Origin of the sequence: Desulfosediminicola flagellatus (assembly GCF_005116655.2) — a bacterium.
GTDB classification, from domain to species: Bacteria; Desulfobacterota; Desulfobulbia; order Desulfobulbales; family Desulfocapsaceae; genus Desulfopila; species Desulfopila flagellata.
The window spans coordinates 178,614-191,397 of record NZ_CP050698.1 but is presented as its reverse complement, the minus strand read 5'-3'; the positions used below and the strand labels follow the sequence as shown (position 1 = coordinate 191,397).

Sequence of the window (12,784 nt, the reverse complement as noted above, 5' to 3'; positions counted from 1 at the left end):
AGACATTTTTTGGGCAGGGGGGATTGCAGAGATCATTTACGGACACACGCCTTTGCCAGATACCAGAATCTGATAAGCGATTCACGCGCTTCATCATCTTCTATAAATGCCGCCTGTTCTTCAAATTTTTTCACCAGATCAGGAGGCGGCGCTACAAACTGAACTTTTTGCTCTTCCGGTTCTTCCCTTTTTTCATCCTGAGGAAGAACAAAACGAATATCTTTTATCTCGACGTTTTTCAAGTGTGAGTTTATAGCTTTTATCAACAACACTTTCTGAAATTGAAACTGCTGCAACCAGGCGGAGTTTTCCACCTCAACCCACAACGTACCTTTGACGATTTTAAGCGGCTCGGTATGCTCTGCAGTTGTTTCGTCAACAACCTGTTTCCACTTAGGAAAAATAGAGTGCAATTCAACCTTGGCTTCCCAGCCGCGATCACGCAACACTCCCGGCATGATTGTGGCCATTGAACGTTTTTTATCATTTTTCCTGTTTCCACGCATAACATCTCTCCCGATATGAATATCCCCCTTAATACCTTCTCATACAGTAATGATCAAGCCCTGCACCACAAACAAAAAAATCCCGTATACCTCTGGCAAGGCATACGGGATCTGACAACAGGCTAGAAGGTAAAGCTGTTGAGAGTTAGTAAATGGTCAGGTACTCTTCGAGTTCCCAGTCAGTTACGGCAGTACGATAGCTATCCCACTCGGTCTCTTTTGCTTCAATATACTTCTGGAAGATATGTGGTCCAAGAGCTTCCTCACCTACAGGATTAACTTTCAACTCTTCGATAGCTTCTTTGAGACTACCAGGCATTACGCTGATACCTTCTGCTTCCATTTCTGCAGCGCTCATCTCGAAGATGTCTTTCTTCACTTCAGCAGGAGGAGTCAAGTCATTCTTAACACCATCGAGACCTGAAACAATCATCATTGCCAGTGCAAGATATGGGTTACATGCTGGATCCGGACAACGGAGCTCAGTACGGGTTGAGATACCGCGGGATGCAGGAATACGAATAAGCGCAGAGCGGTTAGATGCAGACCAAGCAGCATAAACCGGAGCCTCATAACCAGGAACAAGACGCTTGTAAGAGTTAACAAGTGGATTGGTTACAGCGGCAAAACCACGAGCATTCTTCAAGAGACCGGCGATGTATGAATAAGCGGTCTTGGAGAGCTGAAGTCCATCAGTCTCGTCAAAGAATGCATTGGTACCGTCAAGATTGAACAAAGACTGGTTGGTGTGCATTCCGGAACCGTTGATACCGAAAATAGGCTTCGGCATAAAGGTAGCGTGCAGACCGTATTTAGCGGCAACAGACTTAACAACCCATTTGAAAGTTACGGTATTGTCAGCAGCTTCAAGTGCATCAGCATATTTGAAGTTAATCTCGTGCTGACCTTCTGCAACCTCATGGTGAGATGCTTCAATCTCAAAACCCATAGACTCAAGAGTCTCAATGATCTCACGACGACAGTCGTTAGCCATATCTTCAGGATCAAGAGAGAAGTAACCGGCAGTATCGTTGGTGATGGTTGTAGGCAGACCGTCTTCATCACGTTCGAAAAGGAAAAACTCAGCCTCGGTTCCAACGTTCATGGTGTAACCAAGCTTCTTTGCTTCAGCAAGTACGCGCTTGAGATTCACACGTGGACAACCGGAAAACGGGGTACCATCAGATTTGTATACGTCACAGATAATACGGGCAGCAGCAACACCATCCTTGTTTCTCCAAGGAAGAACTGTGAATGTGTTGTAATCAGGCTTCAGATACATATCTGATTCATTGATTCGAACAAATCCGTCAATGGAAGAACCATCAAACATCATGTTACCATCAAGAGCCTTACCAATCTGGCTTTTAGGAATAGCTACGTTCTTCATAAAACCAAGAATATCAACAAACTGCAGGCGAAAATACTGGATATTCTGGTCTTCAATAATCTGTAAAATTTCTTCCCTGGTCATTGCAGGAGTCTCCTTGTCTACTAGAGTTAATTTCGTCACTACTGATCATCTTTTTGTACTGCAATCGAATGGTGACAAAATAACATTTCTGATAAACTATGCAAGAGCAAAATGCTTTTTTCTTACACAATTGTTATTTTTTATACACAAAAAAAACCCTCAGACTAGCCTGAGGGTTCATATTATTCTATTTTTCCGACCGTCCAAGGGAGTAAAGCAAGCCCTGAGTTATCTCCTTCTGAAAGTCCTGATCGACTATCTTTTTACCGGATGAGTCCAGAACATAAAAAATATCAATAAGCTGCTCAACCTCCGTAGCAATTATTGCCTTATGAATGTTCATGCCAAAGTCTGCAAGGGTCTGGGTAATATGATACAGGAGCCCGGGCAAATCCCCCGAATACACCTCAATTACCGAGAATTCATCAGAACTGCTGTTATCAATAACAACCCGCGGCTCAACTTTACTTACCAAATCAGTACGCCTGCCATATGTGGATGTCAGTTTCTGATAAAGTCGATGCCCAAGTCCGAGCCTGTGACTGATCGCCTTATCCAAATCATCATTTACCGCCTTCCACTCTTTTTCCACGAATCGCAGCCCATCAGTAGGTCTGACTTCGAGAATATCGACAACTGTACCATCATCCCAGGTAAAAATTCGAGCCCGGACAACAGTCAGATTATGGAGTGACAGTACACCGCAAATTTTAGCAAGCAAACCGGGACGATCGAGTGACATAACAAGAAGCGACCAGTAGTCATCACGATCCTCAGCAACAACCAGAGACTTTTGGCGTAACAACCTGTAGTTATCCCTATGCACACAGATATGTTGCTTTACGGTCTCAGGAGAAAAAGTAAGAATATAATCATTTGGAAGACTTGCAAGATCAATCCGCACATCCTTCTCATCTGCCAGCAACTCACTCACCTGCTCACGCAGCCAACCAACATTCTGCTCTACATGTTCGCCGAGGATTGTATTATCGCCGGGGACCACTTCCATCGTTTCAAGAGATGACCTGACCTTAAAAAACATCTCCTGCATAAGCGCCGCCTTCCAATCACTCCAGGCCGAAGGCCCTGTAGCTCTTGAATCAGCCACACTCAACAGATAGAGCATTGCCAGCCTGCTCACATCACCAATCTCTCCGGCACATCGCTTGATAAACGCCACATCATTAAGATCACGCCGCAGTGCATTTTCAGGAACAAAGAGATGATATTTTATTAAAAATGCCAGATTCTCAACCTCTTCATCAGAAAAACTCATCCGCCTCGCAACTCTCGCAGCCACTTCGGCACCCTCTTCCGAATGATCGCGACCAGACCCTTTACCTATATCGTGCAACAGTGCGGCCAGAAATAGCATCTGCGGCATCTTGACCAATGCGTAGACCTGCGGCTCTTCATCAATCACCGTCCGCAATTCAGCTACAGCCTGAAGGGAATGACGATCAACAGTATATATATGATATATATCGTGCTGAGCGAGCGTCTCGATTTTACAAAACTCAGGAACATATGCTGACAGCAACCCTGTTTCGAGCATCACCTCGAGCACACCAAACACATCTTTTGCACTCTCAAGGATATTTACAAGCGCCTTGGACATTCTTGGCGAGGTGCGCATCTTATCATTTACCATCTCAAGAGAAGACGAGATAAGTTTGCGGGTGCGATGATGCAACGGAACACCACTTCTGGCAAACGCCAGGAACGCCCGCATCATGAGTTGCGGCTTGGCGGCAATCTGTCGGGGTAATGCAGTCAGATGAACCCGCCCCCTGCGAATCTCGATACCCTTCTCGACTTCACGGTCCTGAATGACCGGACCCGATCTACGCACCAGCCCCAGAACCTCATCCACATGGTCAAAAAAGAGGTCAACCGTTATCGCAACATTCTCCATATGCGCATACGTGTCACGCATGAACTGCTCAACCCCGAGCACACCATCAACAACAACATAGCCAAGAGCCTCCGCCACTTCTTCCTGAAGTTCAAAATAGAGCTGGTCATTTTTTCTGCGGCTGAAATAATGAAGCCTGTTACGCAGTTGAACCAAGGCATCCCAGGACTCGAGAAATTCGCTCTGCTCCTCCTCGAGCATCAGGCCCGCCGCTGAGAAATCATGCAAGCCACGAAGTCCGAACACAACACGTGCAACCCAGTACATAGACTGAATGTCACGCATGCCGCCCTTACCTTCCTTTATATGAGGCTCAAGCAGAAAACTGTGACTGCCGTACCGCTCACGCCGACGATCACGATGCCGCTTCATCTCTTCGACAAAACCCTCACGATGCCCGCTTATATACTTTTCACGATATTTTCCGACCAGATCATCAAAGAGAGACTGAGAACCATAAATCAGCCGGGCATCAAGCATGGATACCTGAAAAAAATAATCTTCCTCAGCATGATCCATTGATTGCGAAATAGTGCGAACACCATGACCAACCTCAAGACCAGTGTCCCACAGAGGATAAAGAATGGCATCCACAACCTCCCCTACCCGATCTTCAATATCTGGATGAAACAGTATCATCAGATCAATATCGGAGAACGGAAACAGTTCTTTTCTGCCATAACCACCAAGGGCCAGAAGAGCGACCTGCCCCCTGACCCCTTCCAACTCAGCGCTTTCAAAACACTCAACAATAAACTCATCAACAAGCTTACTATGATGCCTCAAAAGCTCCTGCCCCGTCAAACCCTGCTCCCAGAGTTTTTCCAGAGCCTCCCTGTCCGCACGAAGCTGCACACTCATTTCTTACACCGCGCCTTCGCCCTCTTCACCAGTACGAACCCGAACAACACGTTCAACCGGAGTAACAAATATTTTTCCATCACCAATCTTGTTCGTATTCGCCGCATCCCTTATCTTATCAACGACAAGATCAACCTGATCAGCCGGGACAACTATTTCAATTTTCACTTTCGGGATGAAATCAACAACATATTCCGCTCCGCGATATATTTCAGTATGACCTTTCTGCCGCCCATACCCTTTAACCTCGGAAATGGTCATACCTTTTAAGCCTATTTCGTTCAAGGCGTCTTTGACATCATCGAGCTTGAACGGTTTTATTATTGCTTCAATTTTTTTCATGACACACCTCTATATTTTGCCCCGATCCTGCGATCAGGGCAAACACATCATTTCCCATCTTCGCGACGGAGGATAATCACACTCGACATCAGCCGAACACCAACAACACCAAGTGACATACTATCCTACATTCAATCGGATAACAACCGGTTGACGCCACGTAACCCGACAGAATTGATTAATTATTATACGCAGTTTCTGAATGCTCTGTTGAATCCATACCTTCAACCTCTGCCTCTTCACCCATACGCATACCTATAGTGGAGTTAATACCCTTAAACAATACCCAACTGATAACAAAAGCGTAGCCACCCACGACCACAACGCCTAAAAGCTGCTTGAAAAACTGAGATACACCTCCGTACAACAACCCGTCAACACCACCGGGATTAACAGCTGTAGAGGCAAAAACACCAAGACACAAGGTTCCAAGCAACCCACCCACGCCATGAATACCAACGACATCAAGTGAGTCATCGAGCTTAAGCTTTGCCTTGTAACTGACAGCCATAAAACACAACATACCGCCCATCAAGCCGATAAGTATCGCTGCATTGGGACCAACAAACCCTGCGGTCGGCGTAATTGTAGCAAGACCAGAAATCGCACCCGAGGCAGCACCAAGAGTTGTTGCCTTCCCTTGCGTAAACCACTCCATCACAACCCACATAAACATTCCTGCCATGCCGGCCAGATGCGTCGCCACAAAAGCTGTTGCAGCAACCTCATCAGCCGCAAGCGCAGACCCACCATTAAATCCAAACCAGCCAAACCACAGCAAACCGGTTCCCAGCATGGTCATTGGCAGATTATGCGGCATAAAACTCGTTCTGCCATACCCTTTTCTATTACCAATAACCAGCACACCGGCCAGTGCCGCAGCGCCACAGGTAACGTGAACAACCAGACCACCTGCAAAATCAAGCACTCCGATGTTACCGAGCCAGCCACCCTTGCCCCAGATCCAATGGCAGACCGGGTTATACACAAGAATCGACCAAAGCACTGAGAAAATAAGAAACGGAACAAAACGTACACGCTCAGCAAAAGCACCCGTGATAAGCGCAGGAGTGATAATAGCAAACATACACTGGTAAATCATAAAAACTGTCTGCGGAATAGTCGTCGCATAATCCGGACTCGGCGCTGTAGTCACACCATTCAAAGCAAACCAGGAAAGGTTGCCGATAATTCCACCCACATCCGGCCCAAAAGACATCGAATACCCTATATACACCCACTCAAATGAAATCAGAGCAATCAGAAACAGACTTTGCATGATTGTGCCCAGAACATTCTTACCCCGAACCATGCCACCATAAAACAAAGCCAGACCCGGTGTCATGAGCATCACCAGTCCGGCCGCCGCCAGAATAAACGCTGTATCCGCACTATTCATTTTCTCTCCTCCAGCAAACACATTCAGCCAATAGTCGCACCTTCCAAATACGAAATCAGCACTTTTATTTTTACATTTATGTAAAAATATTCAAATAACATATAGCCAAAGTAACAGAATTGAATCTTTTATCAATAATGTTTTTTAATCGTAAATCAATTCTCCAGGCTCCTAGGCATGCGTTTCGATGTAGATAATTGCTGATATTACTGGGCAATAGCTGGCAAAACCGGACTCCGCTCAATTACGTTTTTGTTATTTTTTTGTTTTACCTCACAATACCGTTCACCTTCTGTCGTCATATGTTTTCAGCACCTCATGCGTTTTTGCACCGCCACAGTCGTGCATAACATGGTCTATGCTATCCGCATTTACTTTTTCAATTACCCGCTGTATTGTTATATTTTCTCATTGTAGTGAACCTATCAACACAACTTTCCGGTTTAAAAATCATGAACATAGACGGCAAGCATTATCGAACAATCTGGCCAGGCCCGGACAATTCCGGAATCATCAACATTATTGACCAACGCCAACTGCCACACCAATTCGTTATTGAAGAACTCTCGTCAGTAGACCAGGTGTACGCTGCGATAAAAGACATGCACGTTCGCGGAGCTGGCCTTATAGGCGCTACAGCTGGATTTGGAATGTATATCGCCACACACACTGCACCAGACGACAACTTTATGGGCTTCGTTAATGCTGCAGCCGCAAAGCTCATTAGCAGTCGCCCTACTGCAAGCAATCTAAAATGGGCTGTCGACAGAGTGCTGGAAGCCATCTCAACAATCGAGACAGTTGAAGAAAAACGGAACACTGCGTTTGAGGCAGCATGCACAATAGCAGACGAAGATGCTGATTTCTGCCGTAGAATCGGAAAACACGGCAAAGCGATTATTGAAGAACTAAGCGAACGAAAAGGTGGCGCTCCGGTCAACATCCTCACGCATTGTAACGCAGGCTGGCTTGCTTTTGTTGATCATGGCAGTGCCACAGCACCGATTTATGCAGCACGTGATGCAGGAATCTCTATACATGTATGGGTGGATGAGACCCGTCCATGGAATCAGGGTGCAAAACTTACCGCCTGGGAACTACAGCAGGAAGGAATCGACAACACCCTTATCACCGATAATGCAGGCGGACACCTTATGCAAAACGGGATGGTGGATCTGGTAATTGTCGGCACAGACAGGACAACTCGCTCCGGCGATGTCGCCAACAAAATTGGAACCTACCTGAAAGCGTTGGCCGCAAAAGACAACAATGTTCCATTTTATGTTGCGTTACCATCATCCACATTTGACTGGAACCTTGACAATGGCCATGAAATTCCGATAGAAATACGATCAGGGAAAGAAATTACCCAAGTGAGTGGTATAGATTCATCGGGAACCATCCAGACAGTCGCTCTTGCAGCGCCGGGAACCAAAGCTGAAAACTACAGCTTTGACATTACTCCAGCCCATCTCGTAACCGGCCTTATCACAGAGCGCGGCATTACCCGAGCCAATAGAGCAGCGATTGCCGACTTGTTCCCGGACCTAGCAAACAGATAGATGTAAGCATTTCTAAACTAGACATTAAATGGTTAAATGAGACTGGCGCATATCTCTTTAGTTTCCATCCTAAAACTCAGCATTCTGTTCAAGATCGAGGCACGGCTCAGATTTTTACCGCAAGCATTTAACTAATATTCTGAGGATAAAAATTGGGGCCGCAACGCTGATATTGAGCAGAAGGGTCGTTTTAGGATGGAAACTATTTAGATCAGGAGCCAGTCGAGTTCATAAGCCTGGCTGTAATCCACAATGCTGGATAAACACACACCTGTGCTTCAATATACAGGACAATCCCCGAAACTCCGGCAACAGCCATAATTCAGAACCCGTCTTACACCCTTAACAACGGCAATTCTGCCTGTAAGTCGGATCAGCCTTATTGAAACAGGATATAATTATGGTCGAGAAAAGGCAGTTCATACGACATGATGCGATACATCTGCTTGATTATGTCGTGATTGACGATGACGGCAATGAAGGGGTCTATTCGATGGGGCGAACCCTGGATGTAAGCACCAGCGGTTTAAAGCTCGAAACAACTCACTATATTAAACCTGAATCCACATTACGTCTTACTGTTGGGCTGGGTGATGATCTAATTGACCTGGGCGTCACCGTAGCACATTGCCACAAGGTTGACGAAGGAACATATATCTCAGGTGTGTGTTTTACAGACCTGTATGGCGAAGCCAAACGGATATTGGCTCTGTATATTGATGTGTTCAATGAGAGGAAGGTGGAGAAGAAGTGAGGCGTTAGGCGAAGAATAGTACTTGAGCAGAATTTGTAGTGTCAAGCAAAACGTGAGAGCTGAAATTGTCACCCAACAAATGGCGTGGAACAGATTAACTTCCACACCATTTGTTTCACAAAAGCATCATGATAACAACCACCCCTCACGCATTACTCTTCTTCTCGACCGTATACATCCTCAAAACGGACAATGTCATCCTCACCAAGATAGGGGCCGATCTGTACCTCGATGAGCTCAAGCTCAATAACACCAGGGTTTTCGAGCCGATGCACAGTTCCGGCGGGGATATACGTTGATTCATTTTCGTGGAGAAGCTTTACAGTCTCCCCGTTTGTTATTCTCGCGGTACCTTTTACCACCACCCAGTGTTCATAACGATGATGATGCATCTGCAGTGAAAGCTTAGCACCCGGGCTTACAGCAATCCGCTTCATCTGGTATCGATCCTGCTCTTCAAGAACAGTGTAATTCCCCCAGGGACGATAGACAGTCCGGTGATAACTGAACTCTTTTCGTTTCTTTGTTTTCAGGTGGGTGACAATTTTCTTCACCTCCTGAGACCTTGAAAGAGGTGCCACAAGAACAGCATCAGCCGTTTCCACAATGAGAGTATCTTCCAGTCCAACCGCTGCGACCAGCATGTTTTCAGATCGTACCAGACAGTTTTTGGTATCTTCTAAAAGGACATCGCCCTGACAGACATTCCCCTGATCGTCTTTTGCAAGCACCTGCCACAACGCCTGCCAGGAGCCGATATCACTCCAGCCAAGGTCAGCTGCGACGACTGATGCCTTCTGCGTCTTTTCCATCAGTGCATAATCTATAGAGTCACTCGGACACTTAGCCATAAATTCTGCATCAAAGCGGAAAAAGCGCCCGTCTTCTGTGCCCTTCTCTACAGCCTGCGCCATACAATCAACAATCTCCGGTGCATGCGCACGCATCTCTTCCAGAAATGCTTCTGTAGAAAAAGCAAACATCCCGCTATTCCAGAAATATCGACCACTATCGAGATACTCCTGAGCTACCGCTAAGTTTGGCTTTTCTTTAAAAGATGCAACAGCATACCCTTCACCACGTTCGATATACCCATAACCCGTTTCTGGATGTTTCGGCTCGATACCGAAAGTGACAATCGCCCCTTTTTCAGAAAGGGTAACAGCCTGAGCAACAGCAGCCTCAAACGCATCCGCATCCTGAATAATATGGTCTGCCGGAAGCACAAGTATTACCGCATTCTCATCTGAATTGGAGCTGCAATACTCTACCGCACCACAAATTGCAGGCGCGGTATTTCGCCCTTTTGATTCCAGGAGTATTCTATAGCCATCTGCAACATCCAACTCTTCAACCTGAGTCTGGGTAATGAAACGATGATTTTCACCAACCACAATGACTGGCGGCAGCACATTAGGTAAAGCACAGACACGAAGAACAGTAGTCTGCAGCAATGAGGTATCATCGGTGAGTTGAAGCAATTGCTTCGGGTAAAGTTCACGCGAAAGTGGCCAGAGCCGTGAACCGGTGCCTCCGGCAAGAATTACGGGTTGTATTTTGAGCACTATTTCACCTCATGTATTGTAAACATACGTGTAAAATACCACATACGCTTATTGCTGTATCAGTTTGAGCAATTCTGCTGTTTTTTGTTCCATCAGCGCAACATCACCACGACTCTCAACATTGAGCCGCAATAACGGTTCGGTGTTCGACTTGCGAACATTAAACCTATATGTCGGATATTCAACTGACAATCCATCAATATATGTTTTTTCACCATCACTATATGCTGCCTCAATGCGACGTATAACATCATCAGGATCAGCCACCGTGCTGTTTATCTCGCCGGATACCGGAAATGCTTTCATACGCTCTTCAACAAGTTGCGAGAGCGATTTGTCACCACGACTCAGTAACGAACAAACAAGCAACCACGGGATCATACCTGAATCACAATAGCCAAACTCACGAAAATAGTGATGTGCCGACATCTCACCACCATACACCGCATCTTCAAGGCGCATACGTTCTTTAATAAATGCGTGACCGGTTTTGGTAATGATCGGCTTACCGCCTGCCTGGCTGACGAGTTCCTCAGTGTTCCAGGTAAGACGCGGATCATACAGTATTTTCGCACCAGGTTCTTTTTGCAGCATCTCCAATGCCAGCAGACCTACAATATAGTAACCTTCCAGGAATACACCATTTTCATCCCAGAAAAAACATCTATCGAAATCTCCATCCCATGCCAGACCAAGATCGGCATTATGGCGCCTGACCATCTCTGCAGTTTCTTCTCTTTTTTCAGGTAGCAAAGGGTTTGGCACACCTTTCGGAAATGTTCCGTCAGGTTCATGATTCATTCGGATAAACTCAAAAGGCAGGTGCTTTTCGAGCAGATCAACTATGGCACCTGCACAACCATTGCCACTATTAACCACGATCTTTAATGGCTTGAGGATGGTCGGATCGATATAACCCAGAAGGTGGTCGATGTATGTGGATTTATCCTCATACACCTCAATAGCGCCAGGCTTTGACTGAGATTCAGCAAAATCACCCGAACCAATCATCTCAGCCATACTATTTAAACCAGAATCCCCGGAAACAGGCTTTGCGCCTTTTACAACAAACTTCATGCCGTTGTAGTTTGCAGGGTTATGGCTGGCAGTAACAATTATCCCGCCATCAACTCCATCGTTTTCCATGCTGAAGGCTGCATGATAAATTTCTTCGGTGCCGCAGAGGCCAAGATTAACCACATCCACACCGCTCTCAACAAGACCTGAGATCAATGCAGTTGCCAACCCAAGACTACTGAGCCGTATATCATATGCCACAGCCACCTTCGTTACCCCGAAAACCGCACTGTATGCCTTCCCTATCTGGCGTGCCAGTTCAGGATTCAGACCTTCAGGTACTTTGCCTCGAATATCATATGCCTTGAAACAGGCGGGTCGTTGATTTGCCATTTTTCCGTTTCATTTTCTATTTAAGATCGTTATAGTTCCTTGACTATTCTGCGATAGTAAAAGATATCCCTCCTGACATCAAGCAGCAACCCATATCTATATAAAAAGAAACGTTATGAAAGGTATTATTCTTGCCGGTGGATCCGGCACCAGACTGTATCCACTCACCAGGGTTGTTAGCAAGCAACTGATCCCGGTGTATGACAAGCCAATGGTGTATTACCCTCTCTCAGTTTTAATGCTTGCCGGGATCCGGGATATTCTCATTATTTCGACACCACACGACCTGCCAGGCTTTAAAGAACTATTCGATGACGGTTCACATCTCGGGCTGAGTATCAGCTATGCAGAACAACCACGACCTGAAGGACTTGCTCAAGCCTTTATTATAGGTAAAGAGTTTATCGGCGACGATCAGGTATGCCTTATACTTGGTGACAATATCTTCTTCGGACCCGGCTTTTCAAGTATTTTACATTCTGCTGCCGAACTTAAAGAAGGCGGGCTTATTTTTGGCTACCTCGTTAAAGATCCTAAAAGATATGGTGTTGTTGAGTTTAATGGAGATAATCAGGTAATCGGCATCGAAGAAAAGCCTGAAAAACCTAAATCGAAATATGCCGTACCCGGCCTCTACTTTTACGACAACGATGTCATTTCCATTGCAGAGAGCATAGAGCCATCCGCTCGTGGAGAGCTTGAAATTACAGATATCAACAATGAGTACCTGAGACGCAAAAAGCTTTCGGTTAAACCACTGGGACGCGGTTTCTGCTGGCTTGACACAGGAACTCATGAATCCCTCATGCAGGCCTCAAGCTATGTCCAGGCCGTACAGGAACGCCAGGGTTTAAAAATTGCCTGCATTGAAGAAATTGCCTACCAACTTGGGTATATCAGTCAGGATCAACTCATTGAGTTGGCAAAGGATATGATGAAAAACCAATACGGTCAATATATTGCTGAGCTTGTTGCTGAGCTGCAACTTAATTAGAT

The 12,784-nt window shown here is 45.9% G+C and carries 10 protein-coding genes; 3 read left to right on the top strand and 7 right to left on the bottom strand.

All coding sequences use genetic code 11. The annotated features are described in order from the left end of the window. Window positions 1-32: 32 nt before the first annotated feature. The 5 genes from FCL46_RS00805 to FCL46_RS00785 form a co-directional block, all read right to left on the bottom strand. On the bottom strand, window positions 33-506 hold the full coding sequence (locus tag FCL46_RS00805) for a DciA family protein (protein ID WP_136807931.1): 474 nt from the start codon (window positions 504-506) through the stop codon (window positions 33-35). Window positions 507-651: 145 nt separating this feature from the next. Further along, window positions 652-1,980, bottom strand: coding sequence for a type I glutamate--ammonia ligase (gene glnA, locus FCL46_RS00800; protein ID WP_136807932.1), 1,329 nt, complete (start codon window positions 1,978-1,980; stop codon window positions 652-654). Window positions 1,981-2,167: 187 nt separating this feature from the next. Further along, window positions 2,168-4,756: a [protein-PII] uridylyltransferase gene (glnD, locus tag FCL46_RS00795; protein WP_136807933.1), complete on the bottom strand. Its 2,589-nt coding sequence runs from the start codon at window positions 4,754-4,756 to the stop codon at window positions 2,168-2,170. A 3-nt stretch (window positions 4,757-4,759) separates the two neighbouring features. After that, window positions 4,760-5,098, bottom strand: coding sequence for a P-II family nitrogen regulator (locus FCL46_RS00790; protein ID WP_136807934.1), 339 nt, complete (start codon window positions 5,096-5,098; stop codon window positions 4,760-4,762). A 178-nt stretch (window positions 5,099-5,276) separates the two neighbouring features. After that, complete coding sequence (locus FCL46_RS00785) at window positions 5,277-6,497, bottom strand: ammonium transporter (protein ID WP_136807935.1); 1,221 nt, start codon at window positions 6,495-6,497, stop codon at window positions 5,277-5,279. 452 nt (window positions 6,498-6,949) lie between these two features. On the opposite strand from FCL46_RS00785, the gene mtnA reads away from it, so the two are divergent. Further along, entirely contained in the window at window positions 6,950-8,059 is a 1,110-nt protein-coding gene (mtnA, locus tag FCL46_RS00780; RefSeq protein WP_136807936.1) for an S-methyl-5-thioribose-1-phosphate isomerase, read from the top strand. 400 nt (window positions 8,060-8,459) lie between these two features. Next, window positions 8,460-8,813, top strand: coding sequence for a PilZ domain-containing protein (locus tag FCL46_RS00775; protein ID WP_136807937.1), 354 nt, complete (start codon window positions 8,460-8,462; stop codon window positions 8,811-8,813). Window positions 8,814-8,965: 152 nt separating this feature from the next. On the opposite strand, the gene FCL46_RS00770 is transcribed toward FCL46_RS00775, so the two are convergent. Together FCL46_RS00770 and FCL46_RS00765 are read right to left on the bottom strand one after the other, a co-directional pair. Then, window positions 8,966-10,378 (bottom strand): mannose-1-phosphate guanylyltransferase/mannose-6-phosphate isomerase, encoded by a 1,413-nt coding sequence (locus FCL46_RS00770; RefSeq protein WP_275942842.1) that lies wholly within the window; start codon window positions 10,376-10,378, stop codon window positions 8,966-8,968. Window positions 10,379-10,426: 48 nt separating this feature from the next. Then, window positions 10,427-11,788 (bottom strand): phosphohexomutase domain-containing protein, encoded by a 1,362-nt coding sequence (locus FCL46_RS00765; RefSeq protein WP_136807939.1) that lies wholly within the window; start codon window positions 11,786-11,788, stop codon window positions 10,427-10,429. Window positions 11,789-11,903: 115 nt separating this feature from the next. On the opposite strand from FCL46_RS00765, the gene rfbA reads away from it, so the two are divergent. After that, the gene (rfbA, locus tag FCL46_RS00760; RefSeq protein WP_136807940.1) at window positions 11,904-12,782 is read left to right on the top strand and encodes a glucose-1-phosphate thymidylyltransferase RfbA; all 879 of its coding nucleotides are present in this window, start codon (window positions 11,904-11,906) and stop codon (window positions 12,780-12,782) included. Window positions 12,783-12,784 lie beyond the last annotated feature (2 nt).

What these genes read in the sequence shown, in the direction of transcription:
- glnA (WP_136807932.1), bottom strand. Translation starts at nt 1,980, where the DNA reads ATGACCAGGGAAGAAATTTTACAGATTATTGAAGACCAGAATATCCAG.
- rfbA (WP_136807940.1), top strand. Translation starts at nt 11,904, where the DNA reads ATGAAAGGTATTATTCTTGCCGGTGGATCCGGCACCAGACTGTATCCA.
- FCL46_RS00775 (WP_136807937.1), top strand. Translation starts at nt 8,460, where the DNA reads ATGGTCGAGAAAAGGCAGTTCATACGACATGATGCGATACATCTGCTT.
- glnD (WP_136807933.1), bottom strand. Translation starts at nt 4,756, where the DNA reads ATGAGTGTGCAGCTTCGTGCGGACAGGGAGGCTCTGGAAAAACTCTGG.
- FCL46_RS00805 (WP_136807931.1), bottom strand. Translation starts at nt 506, where the DNA reads ATGCGTGGAAACAGGAAAAATGATAAAAAACGTTCAATGGCCACAATC.
- mtnA (WP_136807936.1), top strand. Translation starts at nt 6,950, where the DNA reads ATGAACATAGACGGCAAGCATTATCGAACAATCTGGCCAGGCCCGGAC.
- FCL46_RS00765 (WP_136807939.1), bottom strand. Translation starts at nt 11,788, where the DNA reads ATGGCAAATCAACGACCCGCCTGTTTCAAGGCATATGATATTCGAGGC.
- FCL46_RS00785 (WP_136807935.1), bottom strand. Translation starts at nt 6,497, where the DNA reads ATGAATAGTGCGGATACAGCGTTTATTCTGGCGGCGGCCGGACTGGTG.
- FCL46_RS00790 (WP_136807934.1), bottom strand. Translation starts at nt 5,098, where the DNA reads ATGAAAAAAATTGAAGCAATAATAAAACCGTTCAAGCTCGATGATGTC.